This is a genomic window from Isoptericola croceus (genome assembly GCF_029382255.1).
Classification (GTDB): Bacteria; Actinomycetota; Actinomycetes; order Actinomycetales; family Cellulomonadaceae; genus Isoptericola; species Isoptericola croceus.
This window is the reverse complement of sequence record NZ_JARLLG010000001.1, coordinates 1,085,962-1,102,760: the sequence shown is the minus strand read 5'-3', so window position 1 is coordinate 1,102,760 and position 16,799 is coordinate 1,085,962. Positions and strand designations below refer to the sequence as shown.

The following is a 16,799-nucleotide window of genomic DNA, read 5'->3' as shown; positions in this document are numbered from 1 at the left end:
TGTGCCCGGAGGTTCACCCCGGGCTACGGGCTTCGTCTCGTCGCGGTGTGCCGCGAGGAGCGGTGGAGCACGGGCACGTCCGAGTCGGCGTGCCTCGCGCTCCCCGCCGTCGAGTGGTCGACGTCAGACCGTACCGGACGCCGTCGACACCGTGGAAACTCGCGACCGGACGCCGCCCTCGCTCGGCGCGAGGACGGCGTCCGGTCAGCGGGGTGTTACTCCTTGGTGATCTGGTACAGGATCGGGTCGCTGTCCCAGCCGAACTCGACGTTCTCGATCGACTCGGAGTAGCCGGCGGTCGCGTTCTGGTACCACAGCGGGATGCCGGGGACGTCCTCGAACAGGATCGCCTGGGCTTCCTTGTAGAGCGTGACGGCCTCGTCGGGGTCCTCGGCGAGGGACGCCTCGCGGAGCTTGTCGTCGAACGCCTCGTTCGAGTACAGGTGGTGGTTGGAGCCAGCACCCGTGCCGTAGATCGGCCCGAGGAAGTTGCTCATCGAGGGCCAGTCGCCCTGCCAGCCGCCACGGAAGATGCCCGGGACGTCACCCGAGCGACGGTCCGACAGGAACTCGTCGAAGGTCGTGTACGGGTAGAACTCGCACCCGATCTCGAGCGTGCTGCGGATCGTGTTGCACGCCGCGTCGATCCACGTCTGGTGGTCGGAGTCGGCGTTCGACGCGATCTGCAGGGTGTAGTCGTCATCGATCGGGTCCATCGACTGGGCCTCGTCCCACAGCGCCTTGGCCTCGTCCGGGTTGTACTCGGTGATCTCGTTGCCCGGGATGTCGTCGGACCAGCCGTAGACGATCGGCGAGCTGAAGTCGGACGCGGGGGTCCGGCTGCCCTGGTAGAGGGTCTCGGTGATCGACTCACGGTCGATCGCCATCGACACCGCGGCACGGCGCATGACGCCGGCCTCGCCCTGGAACTCCTCGAGCCACTCGGGGACGTTCATGACCTGGGTCAGCGCGGCCGGCTGGTTGACGGCCCGGTCGCCCAGCTGGTCCTCGAAGGTCGCGAAGGCCGAGGTCGGCACGTTCGGGACGATGTCGAGGTTGTTCCCGAGCAGGTCGTTGTACGCCGTGTCCTCGGAGGTGTAGGCGATCAGGTCGACGCCGCCGTTCTGGGGCACCTGCTCACCGGCGTAGTCGGGGTTGGGGCGCAGGGAGATCTGGTCGTCGTGGGACCACTCCTCGACGAGGTAGGGCCCGTTGCTGATCGGCTTCTCGCCGAAGCCGTCCGGGTCCTCGAAGAAGGCCTCCGGCAGCGGGGCGAAGGCCGTGTAGCCGAGCCACTGCGTGAAGTCGGCGGCCGGAGCCATCAGCTCGACCGTGAAGGTCAGCTCGTCGACGACCTCGAGCTCCAGCTCGGAGTCCTCCTCGTCGGAGTAGCCGGCGAAGTCGTGGAAGAAGTACTGCGAGAGCTGCTCGTTGCTGAGCAGGGCCGCGTAGTTCCAGGCGTCGACGAAGCTGCTCGCGGTCACCGGCGTGCCGTCGGTGAAGGTCCAGCCGTCCTGGAGCGTGATGGTCCAGGTGACGTTGTCGTCGGACTCGATCGACTCGGCGACCTCGTTGTGGACGGCACCGTCGGCGTCGTAGTAGACGAGGCCGGAGTAGATGTTCTTGACCACGAGCCCGCCGTAGACCTCGCTGGTCATCCCGGGGACCAGGGGGTTCTCCGGCTCACCGCTGCTCACCGTGACGATGCCGGTGCCAGCACCGTCGCCTTCAGCGGTCGTGTCGCCGTCGTCGGAGCCCGAGTCTCCGCACGCAGTGAGCAGCAGCGCCGAAGCCAGGGTGAAGGCTCCGATGCCTGCTAGACGTCGTCGAGGTGTCACGTGTCCTCCTGTGTAGGTGTGCACACCCCCGGCATGGATGTCCGGGGGCGGTGGTGCCCGGGCGCGGATGGGCGCACGTGGCACCATGCGGGAAGGAGCCTAACCCCCCGATCGTGTCCCGGGTCACCCAAAAGTGTGCGGGTGCCTCGATCGTGACCCGATCGGAACGCGGGCGAAACTCGAGGTTGCGCGTCAGCGCTTCTCCTTCCGCAAGATGTGGTTTTCGTCACAGTATGACGCGGCCAGTCTGTCACAGCAGGGCACATCGGACAGGCCGACGACCCGGGCCGCGCGCCATCGATTTCCCTTCACCGCAGGCACCCGTTCAGTCTCCGACACGCAGCTCGACCACCTCGTCGCCGAGCTCGGCCAGGAGCCGGTGCCTGTCGTCGCGCCGCTGCTTCTGCTCGAGGGGGTCCGGGACGGGGGCGGCCGCCAGCAGCCGCTTGGTGTAGTCCTCGCGCGGGTTGCGCAGCACCGTGTCCCGGTCGCCCTGCTCGACGATGCGGCCGTTCTGCAGCACGACGACCTTGTGGGCGAGCATGTCGATGACCGCCAGGTCGTGGCTGACGAACAAGCAGGCGAACCCGAACTGCTGCTGCAACGAGGTGAACAGCTCCAGGACCGAGGCCTGCACCGACACGTCGAGCGCCGACGTCGGCTCGTCGGCGACGAGGAGCTCTGGCTCCAGGGTGAGCGCCCGCGCGATGGAGACCCGCTGCCGCTGCCCGCCGGAGAGCTCGTGCGGGTACCGGTTGTAGAAGGACCGGGGCAGCTCGACCGCGTCGAGCAGCTCCATCACCCGTTTCTGCCGTGACTTCTGGTCACCCACCTGGTGCACCACGAGCGGCTCCGCGACGGCCTCGCCCACGGGGAATCGCGGGTTGATCGAGGCGGCCGGGTCCTGGAACACGACACCGATCCGCCGGCGCAACGCCTTGAGCTGCTTCCGGTTCAGTGCCGCGAAGTCCTCGCCGAGGATGTTCACCCCGCCCGCGACCGCCGGGATGAGGCCCAGGGCGCACTTGCCGATGGTCGACTTGCCCGAGCCGGACTCGCCGACCAGGCCGACGATCTCCCCCTGGTCCACGGTGAACGACACGTCGTCGACGGCGCGGAACGGCCGCCTGCCGAGCCGGTGGTACTCGATGACGAGGTTGTCCAGCACGAGCGCCGGGGACCGGGTGCCCGCGTGCTCAGCCGCGGCGACGTCGCTCTGACCGGCGCCGGCCCCCAGGTGGGGCACGGCCCCGAGCAGGCGCCGGGTGTACTCGTGCTGCGGGTCCGTCAGGACCTGCTCGGCGGTCCCCGTCTCCACCAGGTCGCCCTTGAGCATGACGGCGACCCGGTCGGCCATGTCCGCCACCACACCCATGTTGTGGGTGATGAGCAGGATGCCGGTGTCGAGCTTGTCCTTCAGCGACCGCAGCAGGTCGAGGATGTCCGCCTGCACCGTGACGTCGAGGGCCGTGGTGGGCTCGTCGGCGACGATGACCTTCGGGTCGCAGGAGATCGCCATCGCGATGACGACGCGCTGCCGTTGCCCGCCCGAGAGCTCGTGCGGGTACTGCTTGAGCCGCCGCTCCGGCTCGGGGATGCCGACCATCCGCAGCAGCTCGGCCGCCCGGGCCATCGCCTGGCTGCCGTAGGCGATGCCGTGCAGCTGCAGCGCCTCGGTGAGCTGGTCCCCGATGGTCAGCACGGGGTTGAGCGCCGTCATCGGTTCCTGGAACACCATGGCGATGTCGTTGCCGCGCATCTTGCGCAACCCGGCCTGGTCGAGATCCCCCACGACCTTGTCGCCCACGCGCACGGTGCCCGAGACACGGGCGTTGCCCGGCAGCAGGCCGAGCGCCGTCGTCGAGGTCACGGACTTGCCGGAGCCGGACTCGCCCACCAGGGCGACGACCTCGCCGGGGTGGACCTCGAGCGAGACGCCCTTGACGGCGTGCACGTCGCCGAACTCGGTCCCGAAGGTGACCTCGAGGTCGGTGAAGGACAGGACGGCGTCGCCGGGGGTGACGACGTCGGACGAGGAGGTGATGTCGAGGGAGGTCATCAGGCCTTGGTCCTGTTCTGGCGGGGGTCGAACGCGTCGCGCAGGCCGTCGCCGATGAAGTTCACGCTCAGCGCGATGGCGAGGATCATCAGACCCGGCCACCAGAAGAGCCACGGTCGCGTCGTGAACGCGGTCTGGTAGTCGGAGATGAGCCGGCCGAGCGACGTGTCCGGCGGCTGCACGCCGAAGCCGAGGAAGCTCAGGGAGGTCTCCAGCAGGATCGCCGCCGAGATCGCCAGGGTCGCCGAGACGATGATGGTGCCGACGGCGTTCGGCAGCACGTGCTTGAAGATGATGCGCCGCGCACCGGTACCGACCGCGGTGGCGGCGACGACGAAGTCCCGCTCGCGCAAGGAGAGCACCTCCCCCCGCACCAGCCTCGCCAGCCCGGTCCAGGTGACGAGGCCGAGCATGAGCGTCAGCCCCCAGATCCCCCACGGGCTCGCGATCTTGCCGAGCACCGCGGCCAGGACCAGCAGCGGGATGACGATGAGCAGGTCGGTCAGGCGCATGAGGGCCGACTCGACCCAGCCGCGGTAGTAGCCGGCGAAGGCACCGATCACGGTGCCGATCAGCGTCGAGATCAGCCCGACCCCCAGCGCGATGATGATCGACTTCTGGGTGCCGAGCATCACGAGGGCGAAGTAGTCCTTGCCGATCGTGTCCTGGCCGAACGGGTGCGCCCAGGTGGGCGCCCCCGTGCCGATCTTCTCGTACTGGGAGAACGGGTTCTTGTCCCACCAGCCCGGGATCGGTCCGATCCCGATCGAGGTGAAGGCCACGAGGACGACGACGGCCAGCACGACCATCGCGACGATCGCACCCTTGTGACGGAAGAAGCGGCGGCGGACGAGCTGCCCCTGGCTGTACGACTTCTCCTCGATGGCGACGGTCTCGGCGTCAGTCATGGCTCGCTCCGGTGAGGTGGTGCAGTCGGGTTCCGGTCATGGTGCTCACCGCCGGATCCGCGGGTCGAGGAAGGCGTAGGCGATGTCCGCCAGCATGTTCATCACGATGGCGGCGACGCCGGTGACGAGGAAGAACGCCATGACGGGTGCCGGGTCGACGGCATTGAGCGCGTCGATGAACAGCGCGCCCATGCCCTTCCACCCGAAGACCCGCTCGGTGATCACCGCGCCGCCGATGAGGCTCGCGAAGTCGAACGCGACGATCGTGGTGATCGGGATGAGCGCGTTGCGGAACGCGTGCTTGGTGATGACCGCACGCTCGCTCAGGCCCTTCGACCGGGCGGTGCGCACGTAGTCCTGGTTCATCGTCTCGAGCATCGACGAGCGCGTGTAGCGCGAGTACGAGGCGACGGAGATCAGCGTCAGCAGGATGGTCGGCAGGACGAGCTGCATCCCCGTGTCCAGCACGGACTCCCAGAAGTCACCGGTGAAGTTGGGGGTCTGCGAACCGATGGTGGAGATCGGCCGGGGCTTGAGCTGCAGGAAGCTCGACCAGTTCGCCACCAGGATGTCGAAGACGATGACCAGCGACGTGAGGATGCCGGTGATCGCCGAGACGAGCATCGCCTGCTTACGGGCGAAGCCGCCCCAGGCGGCGCCCACCCCGACCGAGACCGCCACGGCGAGCGCGAACAGTCCGACGAGCACCCACCACGACGAGGGCTCCAGCAGCAGGTTCGCGACGAGCAGGTAGCTCACGGTGCCGACGACGGCGGTGGTGACCGCCCCGTACAGCACCCGGCGGTTGCCGAGCCCCGCCACGACGCCCGTGGTGAGGACGGCCGCTCCTGTTGCCGTCAGCAGCACCATGCCCAGGCCGAAGAACGGGTTGCGGTACCACTCAAAGATGTTCAGCACGTAGAGCACCACGGTGGCGAAGGCGAACGTCCCGGCCGCGGTGTACAGGCGCCGTCTCCAGGGCCCGCCCAGCACGGCGGCGACGAGGACCGCTCCGATCACGGCGATGGCCAGGACCATCGGTGGTTCCATGTCGCCGCTGGCGATCCAGTCGTTGAACCGGATCGCGCCGAACTCCTTGAGGAGCACCGCTGCCCAGAACACGGGCAGCGAGAAGAAGAGGAAGGCGAGGAACGTCACCGCGTAGTCGAAGCCCGAGTACTGCCGGATCGCCGTCAGGATGCCGAGCGCGACGCCGACCACGATCGCCAGCAACGTGGCGAGCGTGACGAGCCGCAGGGTCGAACCCGCAGCCAGGCTGGTCAGCACCAGCACGTCGGCGCCGTGGATGTTCTTGCCCAGGTCGCACGACCCGGTGAAGCACCCTGTCACGCCTTGGAGCCAGTCCCAGTAGCGCTGGTACCACGGCTGGTCGAGGTTCATCAGGTCGATGCGTGCCTGCATGAGCTGCGCGGCGTTGTCCGCGTTCGACTCGCGCAGGTCTTGCAACGGGTCGCCCGAGATCGTCACGAGCCAGTAGATGAGGACCGACGCCAGCCAGAGGACGAGGACGGAGATGCCGAGCCGTCGGAGGATGAACTTGAGCACGGGGTGCCCCTTCACGGGCGGCGGACGGGTCCGTCGCCTGTCAGATCGGTGGAACGGTGGGGGCGCAGGCGCCGGCCGGGAGGTCGTCGCCCGGTCGCAGCCTGACGGCAGCGCCGTGGGGCAGGAAGACCTGCTCCCTGCCCCACGGCTGGTGCGTCAGATCGTCAGGAGGTGCGAGCCCACTGCTCGGAGTTCCACACGATGCCGGACTGCGCGGCGGTGTCGCGCACGTTCTCCAGGTCGGAGCTGTACGCCCCGACGCCCGGGTGAGCGAACAGCGGGATACCGAACAGCGTGTCCCACAGCTGCTTCTCGATCACCTTGGTCTGCTCCACGTGCACCGCCTCGTCAGCCGTCGAGGCGAGGGTGTCCCACGCCTCGTCGACGACGTCGTCCGAGTAGCCGCCGTAGTTCTGCGGCTGGTTGGTCGCGTAGATGTTCTGACCGGAGGCCTTCTGACCCGAGCCGGCCCACGCGAACAGCGCGACCTCGTAGTCACCGTTGGGCAGGTCCTTGTCGAAGAACTCCGACGAGCCGCCGTCGACGATGTTGAAGCCCACCTGGTCGCACGACGCCTTGATCGAGTTGACCTCGTCGGAACGGCGCGGGTTCGGCGCGGAGTAGCCGATGCGAACCTCGGTGCCCTCCTCGAGCCCGGCAGCCTCGAACTTCTCGGCGGCCATGTCCAGGTCGACCTCGTCGTAGCGACCGTCGTACGACTCGGCGACGACCTCGTCGTACCGCTCCGTCTGGAACGGGAACACCTCGCGGGCGTTCATGACCACGGCGGAGTCGTCGATCGGCTTGATCAGGTCGTCGACGATCTTCTGCCGCGGCACGCAGTACGCGAACGCCTCGCGCGCCTCGAGGCTGTCGGCGAACACCCCGTTGTTGAAGTTGAAGTCGAGGTGCTCCCAGGTCAGCGTCTGACCGGTGGTGATCTGCACCGCGGCGCCCAGCTGTTCGAGCTGCGCCACCGTGTCGACCGTGGCCTGCGGCTCGATGACATCGAGGTCACCGTTCTGCAGCGCCTGGACGTGGGTGTCCGCCGCGGCGAAGCGGAAGGTGAGCTCCTGCGTCGCTGGCGGGGTGCCCCAGTAGTTCTCGTTCGCCGTCAGGGTGATGGACTGGCCGGCGACCCAGCCGTCGTCCTTGAAGGTGTAGGGGCCCGACGACGGCGCGAGGGCCACGTCCGGCACCTCACCCGGGTTGGACAGCCAGCCCGTGTTCCAGAACTCGGCAGCCTCCTCCAGCACGTCCATGTCGAGCTCCTGGATCGCGGTCACCAGCTCCTCGGTGGAGATCCCGACCTGCTCGGCGACGACGTGGGCCGGGAACGGGGTGCCGATCAAGATCTCCCAGTCGGCGTAGACCCGCTCGTAGTCGTACTGGAACGACTTGGCGTCAGCCGCGTCGGCCTGCGGGCCCTCGGGCACGTAGTCGCCCAGGGTGAGCCCGGAGTTGTGGTTGAAGAGCGAGTCCTCGGAGGCGTCGTCGCTCACGGCGCCGTCCTCGGTGATCGCCTGAGCGGCCCAGTCGAGCAGGAAGTCCGCGTAGGTGATCGGCGTGCCGTCCGACCAGACCGCGTCGTCCGCGATCGTGTACTGGACCTGCAGCGGCTCCTCGGAGATGGCCTCGTAGGTGCCGAAGGCCTCGTCGTGGCAGATCGTGCCGTCGACGCCGAAGTACCAGAAGCTCCCGAGCATGCGCTCGGTGACGGCGCTGTTGTACGTCGAGTACGTCTCCGGGGTGAGGTAGTTGTAGCCGAGGAACTCATCCTCGCCGACCGAGTACTTGATGTTGCCCTCAGCGGTCTCGGTCGTGCCGGTGTCGACCTTGCACGGGTCGCTGATCTGCTCGGCGTCCATCGAGTCCGCGGCGGTGTCCTCGGTCTGGGGGTCGTTGTCGGCCGCCGGGCTGGAGCACGCCGAGAGCAGCAGGGCGCCCGCGGCGACGGCCGCGACGGCTGCGCTTGCTCGCCTGATCTTCACTGGGTTCCTCCTCAGGGGAAGGACCCCCCGACGTGCGCGAACGCCCAGACGTGCTGCCTGTGGCCGGTCTCACCCTCGGGAGGTCCGTGGTGTTCGCCACACCGTACCCAGGCGCGAGTGGCCCAATTCACCCGGCCGTCACTTTTCGAGTTGATTGTTACCGATCTGAGACTGCCGAGAAGCACGTCGCACGATTTCACCGGTTGCGCTGGAACACGCGCGAAACAAGGTGATCACTTCCATCACACGATCATCATATGACGGTGTTATGGAAGGACTCCAAAAGAGGTTTCTTCCCCCATTCTCGCCCACTCACGGACGATGATCATGATTCTCGTTCCCCCGGCGGTAGTTGCCGGTCGCGCGAGCGAGGAGCTCCTGATCCCGGGTCTCGTCTCGCCCGAGGAGTGCGACGAGCCGGTCTGCCTTCGCCCCAGAGACGACGACCACCAGCCGGCCGCCACGGCTCACGAGCACACGGCCGTCCTTCGTGACGCGGTAGTCGAACGGGTCGTCCTGCAGGCTCATCGGTCTCCGATCCTGGTCAGCGGCGCCAACGGTACGGCGTCGTCGTCGACACCTTGACCATGCCCGACCGCTCGAGGATCGGACGGGAGAACTCGGTCGAGTCGCTGTGCACGAGGGACTTGCCCATGGCCAGCGCGGCCCGGGCCCGGGCCGCGACGAGAGCACGGTAGATCCCGCGGCCGCGCCACTGCGGACGCATCGAACCACCCCAGACGCCGGCGAACTGCGTGCCGGCCACCGGCTCGAGCCGGCCGGCACCGATGATCTCGCCGCCCGACTCCGCGATCCACAGCTCCATGCTCGGGTCGACCTCCTGGCGGCGGAGCATCGCGTCGGCATTGCCGGCCGACGGCGGGTCCCCGAAGACCTCGTCAGCCATCGCCTGCATCGCCCGCCCCTCGTCCTCGGCGACGATGCGGCGCAACGTCACGCCGTCGGGCAGGGGAACGTCGACCGTCGCCAGCTCTGCCGCCGGACCGATCATGATCGACTCGGGCTCGTCCGGGACGAACCCGGCGTCGACCAGCGCCTCGTGCAGGCCCGGCGCGTGGTCGTGGCCACGCGTCTTCCACTCGGCACGGTCGAACGCCTCGTCGGCGCGAAAGGACGCGATCGCCTGGGCGACGAGCTCGCGGACCGCAGCGCCGTCGGCACCGCCGAAGTCCTGGTAGGTCACGAAGCCACGTCCGCCCGTGAACGTCACCAGCCGCAGCGGACCGAGCCGCCGGACGCGGAGGGCGGACGGAGTCTCGGCGTCGGTGCGGAGCTGCTCGTCATAGGCGGCCAGGAGCCGCGCGGCATCGGTCATCCTGGCGACACTGCCAGGAGCGCTGCCACGGAGCAATGGAATTCCCGGTGTCATTCGGCCAGCTGGGCGGCACGAGGGTCGTCGAGCGCGGCGAAGAGCGCCCGTGCCCGGTGGAGCTCGGCCCGGGCGGCGTCCGGTTCACCGCGGGATCGCAGGACGTCGGCACGGTGGGACCGTAGCTCTGCCTCGACGCCGGCGAAGCCGTGCTCGACGGCGTACGCGATCGCCTCGCGGAACAACGGGTCCGCCACGTGGTGGGGGGCGGCGACCACGTACCGTCGAATGACCGACATGGTCACGTCGACCGCTCCGAGCCGGTGAGCGAGCCGCATCACGGTGCTGAACAGCTCGTCGGCCTCGGCAGTACGGCCCTGCGTGATGCGCACCGCTGCCAGGGCGCTCAGAGCGACCGGCTCGTCCTCCGAACCGGGGTGGTCCTCGGACATCGCCATCGCCTCCCGCGCATGTTCCTCAGCCCGCGACGAGTCGCCGCACGCCAGTGCCGACTCGGCCAGCCCGACCAGCGCCTCGCCGCGGGCGATCGCGACGTCGTGCTCGTCGCTCCACCGCAGCGCCTCGGCGAAGTGCTGCTCAGCCTCCTCAGGTCGGCCGGCTGCCAGCGCGCTGTCCCCCAGGCGACACAGACCGATGGTCAGGCCCACCGGTTCGCGATGCTCCCGGAACACGTGGACCGACTCCTGCAGCCGGGCGTCGGCCAGCAACAGGCGGCCTCTGTCGAAGGCCAGCCCACCCAGGTTCATGACGGCGGCTGCCCGGCCCAGCGGATCGTCGGCTCGCTCGCTCACCGCTGCCGCCGCACGGTAGTCGGCCTCGGCGCCTGCCCTGTCCCCCGCACGCATCCTGACGTTGCCCACGCCCATGCGGGCGGCACGCGCCGCGCCGAGGTCGCCGACCGACTCGGCGAGGGCGAGCTGTTGCGCGTGCAGCCGCAACGCCTCCTCATGCCGGCCCGTGACCCGGAGATGGTGGCCATAGGCCTCGACCAGCTCGAACACTGTGGTGGCATCCTCCACGCGTGCCACGGCGACGGCGTCGAGCACGTTATCGCGTTCCTTCGCCAACCATCGATCCCCGGTGGCGGCGTCGTGCACACCGGCAGGCAGCCCATCCGCACCCGACCGGTCCGACTGCGCCAGCCCGGCGGCACCAGCGGCTGCTCGGGCATAGTGCTCGAGCAGCCGCGTCCGTGCACGCTCGTTCACCTCCGGCGGGTCGTCCTGCCAGGCACGTTCGTGCGCGTACGCGCGCAACAGGTCGTGCTGCCGGTAACGGCCGGCCCGGTCACGCTCCACCAGGTGCGCTTGCGTCAGGGCATCCAGGCGACGACGCAGGTCACGCCGATCGGCCCCGCTCATCGCGACGAGTGCGGCCTCGTCGGCATCGACACCCGGGAGCAGACCGAGCAGGCGGAACAGGTGGGCGGCCGACGGTGCCAGTGCGGTGTACGACCACGAGAGCACGGCGCGGAGGTCGGTGGCCGCACCGTCCGCAGGGTCCAGGACGTCGAGGCGGCGACGGATGTCGCCGAGCTCGGCCACCATGTCCTCGAGCGGTTGCTCCGGCCGCGCCCGCGCCTGCTGAGCCACGACCCGCAACGCCAGCGGCAGCCGGCCACAGGCCCGACCGAGGTCTCGCACGGCACCCGGTTGCCGAGCGGCGCGATCGCCGACCAGGCGCTGGAGCAGGCGGTCCGCCGCGGACGGCGCCAAGGGTTTCAGCTCGACCAGATCGACCCCCTCACGCGCAGCGATCCCGGGCAAGGTCTCGCGACTCGTCACCAGGACCGCGCACGAGGTGGTCCCGGGTACCAGCGGCCGGACCTGGTCCGAGGAGCGGGCGTTGTCCAGCACCACGAGGACGCGTCGCTCGGCCAGCAGGCTGCGGAACAGCGCGGACCGGTCCGCGAGCCCGGTCGGCACGGCGGAAGCCTCGATGCCGAGCGTCCGCAACCAGCCGGACAGCGTCTCGGCGGGATCGACGGGATCGGAGCCGCTGAACCCCCGCAGGTCGACGAACAGCTGACCGTCCTCGAAGTCCGTACGGTGCGCGTGTGCCCACGCCAGCGCCACTGCGGTCTTCCCGACGCCGGCCGTGCCGGTGACGACACAAGCCCTCGAGCCGCCGGTCATCGCGCGGTCGATCGCGGCCAGATGATCCTCGCGCCCGATGAGGTCCGGCGTCGGTCGGGGCAGCTGCGCCGGGACGGTCGGGACGGCACGGGCCGCGCTGTTCGAGTGTTCCCCGGCCAGCACCCTCGCGTGCTCGTCCTGCAGGTCCCGGCCGGGCTCCAGGCCGAGCTCCTCGACCAGCGCGGAGCGGGCCCGGGAGTAGACCTCCAACGCCTCGGCCGTCCGCCCGTCGGCGTGCAGTGCGCGCATCAGCAGCGCCTGGAGCCGTTCGTGCATCGGCTCGTCGTTCGCCAGCCCTTCGAGGTCGCCCAGGACAGCGGACTGGCGGCCCCGAGCGATCGCCGCCTCGAAGCACACCTCCTGGACCCACCGCCGTCGGGCCTCGCACCGCGCGATCTCCGGCGTGATCTCGGGGGTGAAGAAGTCCTCGAAAGCGCCCCCACGCCAGAGCGCGAGCGCCTCCTGACCGAGCGTCCAGGCCTCCCCCGCGACGACACCACGCACCTGCATGCGAGAGACGAGCGCGTCGAACCGCGCGACGTCGTACTCGGCCTCGGCGACCCGGATCCGGTAGCCGCCCGCGTCGTACGCGATGCGGTGCGGTTCGCCCAGCGCCGTGCGCAGCCGGTGCACGGCCAGCTGCAGCTTCGCCTGGGCGCGTCCTGAACGGTCGTCCGGCCAGATCGCCTCGACCAGGGTGTCGACCGGCACGGGGCGGTTCGCGTGGACCAGCAGCAGCGCCAGGAGCGTGCGCTGCACGCGGCCTGCCGGAGCGACGTCGCGGCCGTCGTCGGTCACAACCCGCAGGCTGCCGAGCGTCCCGAAGATCATGCGCCTCCTCTCCGGGCGACGGATGAAAGTCCCGTGAAAGTCACCCGGTTCACGGTGGCCGCCACCGACCGACGACTGACGAGGACCTCATGACGATGCTTCTGCCGAGTATGCCCGTGCTGCTCGCGTTCGGCGCCGCGTCGCTCGTGACGCTGGTCGTCCCGGGCCCGTCGGTCGCGTACGTCGTCGCACGCAGCATCGCCCACGGTCGCCGCGCCGGCCTGTACTCCGTGCTGGGGCTCGAGACCGGAGCCCTGGCGCACGTGCTGGCAGCCTCTGCAGGGCTCGCCGCCCTGCTCGCCTCGTCGCCGACGGCGTTCGGCATGGTGCGGTGGGCGGGGGCTGCCTACCTGGTCTGGCTGGCCGTCCAGGAGTTCCGGACCGTGCGCCGGGCGCACGCCCCCTGGCACGACGAGCAAGCGGCGTACCGCCCGCTGCGGCTCTACCGCGACGGCGTCCTGGTCGACGTGCTCAATCCCAAGACCGCGATCTTCTTCCTGGCGTTCCTGCCGCAGTTCGTCGATCCAGCGCGAGGTGGCACGACGGCGCAGCTCGCCGCCCTCGGGTTCGTCTTCGTCGCACTGGCCACCCTGGTGGACGGCACCTACGCCGTCGTGGCGGGCCGCGCCTCAGCGCGGTTCCGTGAGTCCGCGGGTGCGCGCCGACGGCTGAGCGTGGTCACGGGAGGCGTCTACCTGACCCTCGCCGGGGCCGCCGTCGTCGTGTGATCGTCGGCGCGAGCGCCGCGTCGGGCGTGAGCCCGCCGACAGTCAGGGCGATGAGCGCGGATCCTGCTCGAAGGACGCTTTGAGCGCGTCGACCCTGATGGTGCGCTCCTTGACGGCGAACCGCCGCCAGATCGGTGTGCCCAGGCGCCACACACCGTACGAGACCAGCTTGCCGCGATGGCGGACCAGCGTCTCGCCGTCGCCGGACGGCTGCAGGTGGTAGCTCGGCCAGCCCCTGGCTCGTCTCGTCGACGAGCCGAGCGAACACCTGGGCGACGGCCCGAGTCCCACGAACCTGCCGTCCCACAAGGGATCCCCCATCGGCAACGCGATGTTCGCGGCCACTTGTTCGGATGGCCGCGCGGATCACGGCATATGAGGGCGGATCTTGTTGCGCGTTACCGACGCATTCTCGGCAAGAACCGCCCCGTCGTTCTGCGGTAGGCCTGGTAGCGGCCGCCGAAGCCCTCGGCCGACGAGAGCAACGCTTCTTCCGCAGATACCCACCACAGGCTTGCCACGAACCACACGGCTGCCACGGCCACGAGGAGGTAGCTGCTGAACACAAGGGCGAGCCCGAAAACAATCACGGTGAAACACGCGTAGATCGGATGTCGCACGTACCGGTACGGGCCCGAGGTCACGAGTTCCTGTCCCTCTGCCACCCCATCGATCCCTGTGTAGTGACCCACGGCCCGCGACGCCCAGACGAGGACGCATACACCAGCAGTCCACGCCGCCACACCGATGACCTGAAGGATCGCGTCGACTGGTGACGACCAGTTCAGCGGTCCGGCGTATCCCCAGCCGGGGGCTATGGCAACGACAGCTGGATAGACCAACGGCACGACCAAGGTGAAGTAGCCCGCGCGAACCCAAGCGGGCGGCCGGGGCAAACGCGCCCGGACGTCGACGTCGCGGCCGGGGGCTTCCCATCTGGCGGCCAGCAGCCAGAGGGTGCCGTGGGCAGCGCCCATGACTATCGCGAGGAACCGAAGGGTCGTCATGAGAGCCCGCTCGATCCGACCGCCGCCCGCGGCGGTACCGTGTCGACATCCACAGACAGCATCGTCCCGCGCGCGCTGCCGTTTGTCGTGGCACAGCACCGCCCGCGCACCGACAGGGCGCCATCCCTCGGGTCGCTGCCGCTCGCTCATCGGCAGTTCCGGCCCTTTCACGCTCCGCGGCCTGAGAGGGCACTGCCCGACCAATATTGACTCCTCGAGATCCAGCGACGCGCTGACCGGAGTGCCTGACACCTTGGCGCCGAGCCCGCGAAGTTGTCTGAACCTGGCGAAGGCAAGTGCCTGGGTACGCCGCAGCGCCTCGGTGACCACGCTCAGGGTCACGCTGAGGCCCTCGAGCTCCGCAGATGTGACTGGCCCGGCGTCTACGCGGCAGCTCGGCCAGCGCTCGGTCCTCGACAAGTGCAGCAGCGGCGATCCCCGTGACGTGCTCGCGATTCACGGAGACGCGCTCCAACCGGCGATTCGCGAGCATCTGGTCGATGACGTCAGGCATGGACGTCACCCGTCCTCACATCGACAGCCGGTCGCGAGCGGATCGTCGCAACGAATGGGGAGGGCTCGTCGGCACACCAGTCGTCGGGCGCGACCCGAGTGACGTTCACAGGGAGGTCGAGCCGAGCGCTGGCTTCGGATGCGAGCGCCGTGAGCGTCTTGCGTGGAGCGTCGCCGACGACGAGCACGTCGATGTCGTTCGGGAACGCACCGCTCTCACCTGCCCGGCGCGCAGCCCAATACCCATAGATCATGATCTGATCGACGCCACCCAGGTCCTCGAAGAGCTCACGGAGCACCGGGACGGGTCCATAGGTCGCGGCGATCAAGTCTCGCATCAGGGCGAACAGCGGATGATCCTGATTCGCGCGAACAAGGCCGCCCGAGCTCGGCCAGCGTGAACTCCCGGTCAGGATGCCCGAGCGTCTCGGCCAGAGATCGCCCCGACCGCATCAGAACGCACGAACGGCGTCAACTGCGGAGCGAGAGTCTTCACAGAACAGGAAGATATCTTCCGGTTATAGGAAGAGTCGAGAGGTGCGGCTCAGACGTTGAAGCGGAACGTTGTCCAGGGGAAACGGTGGGTGCGCGCCGGAGGCGGGATCGGCTGGGATCGTTGGAATTCCAACGATCCCAGCCGTTGGCGTGGGTGGGGTCCGACGGCGGGATGCGGACCTCTTGCGGACAGGGTGCGGACTGCGGAAGGTGGGCTCGACGTCTCTCCATGCCCGGCGCCACCGCGAATCGCGCAGTGCGGCAGGATGTGCGGCGTGAGCGGAGCGGTGAAGGACGACGGTGCGCGCTGGTTCTGCGTGGGCGACGACGTGACCCGGGCGAGCGCCGAGGCGGCGATCAGGGGCGCGCTGGTGGCCCAGCGCGACCGCCTGGCCGAGGTCCACGTCGACATCATCTCGGACTGTGACTGGCCGGCGGACGTTCGCGGGACCGTCCGGCTGGCCGAACGTCGCCTGGCGAAGAACCGCCGACGCAGCACCTCCCTCACTCTCGATCCGCGCATCGACGAGGACTTCGACATCGCGCTCGTGCTCGCGCCGTTCACCATCGGCTGTGACGGATACAGCGGCGACGGCAGGCTCATCTGGGACGTGAACGACACCGGTACGAGCACGGCCTTCGCGCTCACTCCTGCCGAGGAGCTCGCCGTGAGGTCTGCCATCACCAAGGTCGGTAGCGGTGCGGACGGCCTGATGCTGCTCTCGGAGTACCACCTCGGCCAACGGGCCTTCGGCTACGGCGTCGTCGGCGCAACGGCACCTGATGCCGAGCCGTGGCAGCCACCCGACGGATGGCGCGCGTACGAACGCACCGTCCGGCTCGGCTCCGGGAGCGACCTCTGGGACGAGGCGTCGTCCGCCGTCCTGTCGTGGGGCGTCAAGACCCGGAGCGGGTTCGCCGTCGATCCGCCGCTGGAGGAGGGACGTAGCGCGCGTGAAGGAGAGCGGTCCTGGCTCGTCGCACGTGTCGGTCCTTTGCGCGTGCGAGAGCCCGTCGAGGTCGTCGCGACGGTCGCAACCAGCCGCCGGGCCGCCCTTGCCTACGGCACCCTGGAGGGCCACCCGGTCTCCGGAGAGGAGGCGTTCATCGTCAGCCGGGACGACGACGGGAACGTGAGCCTGACACTGCGCTCCCTCACGCGTGCCGGCCGGAACTTACGGGGTGCGCTCTTCCCGCCGACCTTGATCGCCCAGCGCGTCTATCGCCGCCGCTACCTGCGCGCACTCCGGCGCAGCGGTCGACAAGCAACCTTCCCGATGCTCCCACCCGACTGACGGTCATGGTAGACGGACAGGCCGCTCCGTACGGCGGGTTCTATTGGAGAGAGGTCACGCTGCACGGCCGGGGCGAGCCGGT

13 protein-coding genes are annotated in these 16,799 nt (G+C 69.3%); 2 read left to right on the top strand and 11 right to left on the bottom strand.

What is annotated here, in order from left to right; all coding sequences use genetic code 11:
* Positions 1–215 precede the first annotated feature (215 nt).
* The 8 genes from PZC42_RS05065 to PZC42_RS05030 all read right to left on the bottom strand — a co-directional run bounded on the left by PZC42_RS05065 (position 216) and on the right by PZC42_RS05030 (position 12,679).
* Positions 216–1,838 (bottom strand): peptide ABC transporter substrate-binding protein, encoded by a 1,623-nt coding sequence (locus tag PZC42_RS05065; protein WP_277208973.1) that lies wholly within the window; start codon positions 1,836–1,838, stop codon positions 216–218.
* A gap of 325 nt (positions 1,839–2,163) precedes the next feature.
* A complete protein-coding gene (locus PZC42_RS05060) occupies positions 2,164–3,897 on the bottom strand; it encodes an ABC transporter ATP-binding protein (protein WP_277208972.1) in 1,734 nt (577 codons plus the stop codon).
* Positions 3,897–4,805: an ABC transporter permease gene (locus PZC42_RS05055; protein ID WP_277208971.1), complete on the bottom strand. Its 909-nt coding sequence runs from the start codon at positions 4,803–4,805 to the stop codon at positions 3,897–3,899. Before PZC42_RS05055 ends, PZC42_RS05060 begins: the two co-directional genes overlap by 1 nt.
* Before the next feature lie 45 nt (positions 4,806–4,850).
* Positions 4,851–6,371, bottom strand: a complete 1,521-nt coding sequence (locus PZC42_RS05050; protein ID WP_277208970.1) for an ABC transporter permease — start codon at positions 6,369–6,371, stop codon at positions 4,851–4,853.
* A 164-nt stretch (positions 6,372–6,535) separates the two neighbouring features.
* Positions 6,536–8,362 (bottom strand): ABC transporter substrate-binding protein, encoded by a 1,827-nt coding sequence (locus PZC42_RS05045; RefSeq protein ID WP_277208968.1) that lies wholly within the window; start codon positions 8,360–8,362, stop codon positions 6,536–6,538.
* A gap of 312 nt (positions 8,363–8,674) precedes the next feature.
* Positions 8,675–8,890, bottom strand: coding sequence for a hypothetical protein (locus PZC42_RS05040; RefSeq protein ID WP_277208966.1), 216 nt, complete (start codon positions 8,888–8,890; stop codon positions 8,675–8,677).
* 16 nt (positions 8,891–8,906) lie between these two features.
* Positions 8,907–9,698 carry a GNAT family N-acetyltransferase gene (locus PZC42_RS05035; protein WP_277208964.1) on the bottom strand — a complete coding sequence of 264 codons (792 nt, stop codon included), beginning with the start codon at positions 9,696–9,698 and terminating at the stop codon, positions 8,907–8,909.
* Positions 9,699–9,748: 50 nt separating this feature from the next.
* Positions 9,749–12,679: an AfsR/SARP family transcriptional regulator gene (locus tag PZC42_RS05030; RefSeq protein ID WP_277208962.1), complete on the bottom strand. Its 2,931-nt coding sequence runs from the start codon at positions 12,677–12,679 to the stop codon at positions 9,749–9,751.
* Positions 12,680–12,768: 89 nt separating this feature from the next.
* Here PZC42_RS05030 and PZC42_RS05025 point away from each other — a divergent pair, with 89 nt between their 5' ends.
* Complete coding sequence (locus tag PZC42_RS05025) at positions 12,769–13,407, top strand: LysE family translocator (protein ID WP_277208960.1); 639 nt, start codon at positions 12,769–12,771, stop codon at positions 13,405–13,407.
* A 42-nt stretch (positions 13,408–13,449) separates the two neighbouring features.
* Here the strand turns inward: PZC42_RS05025 and PZC42_RS05020 are convergent, their stop codons facing one another.
* The 3 genes from PZC42_RS05020 to PZC42_RS05010 form a co-directional block, all read right to left on the bottom strand.
* Entirely contained in the window at positions 13,450–13,752 is a 303-nt protein-coding gene (locus PZC42_RS05020) for a hypothetical protein (protein WP_277208958.1), read from the bottom strand.
* Between the two features lie 53 nt (positions 13,753–13,805).
* Positions 13,806–14,414 (bottom strand): methyltransferase family protein, encoded by a 609-nt coding sequence (locus PZC42_RS05015; RefSeq protein ID WP_277208957.1) that lies wholly within the window; start codon positions 14,412–14,414, stop codon positions 13,806–13,808.
* Positions 14,415–14,920: 506 nt separating this feature from the next.
* Positions 14,921–15,256: a hypothetical protein gene (locus PZC42_RS05010; RefSeq protein ID WP_277208955.1), complete on the bottom strand. Its 336-nt coding sequence runs from the start codon at positions 15,254–15,256 to the stop codon at positions 14,921–14,923.
* Between the two features lie 441 nt (positions 15,257–15,697).
* On the opposite strand from PZC42_RS05010, the gene PZC42_RS05005 reads away from it, so the two are divergent.
* Entirely contained in the window at positions 15,698–16,717 is a 1,020-nt protein-coding gene (locus tag PZC42_RS05005) for a DUF1990 domain-containing protein (protein WP_277208953.1), read from the top strand.
* Positions 16,718–16,799: the final 82 nt, after the last annotated feature.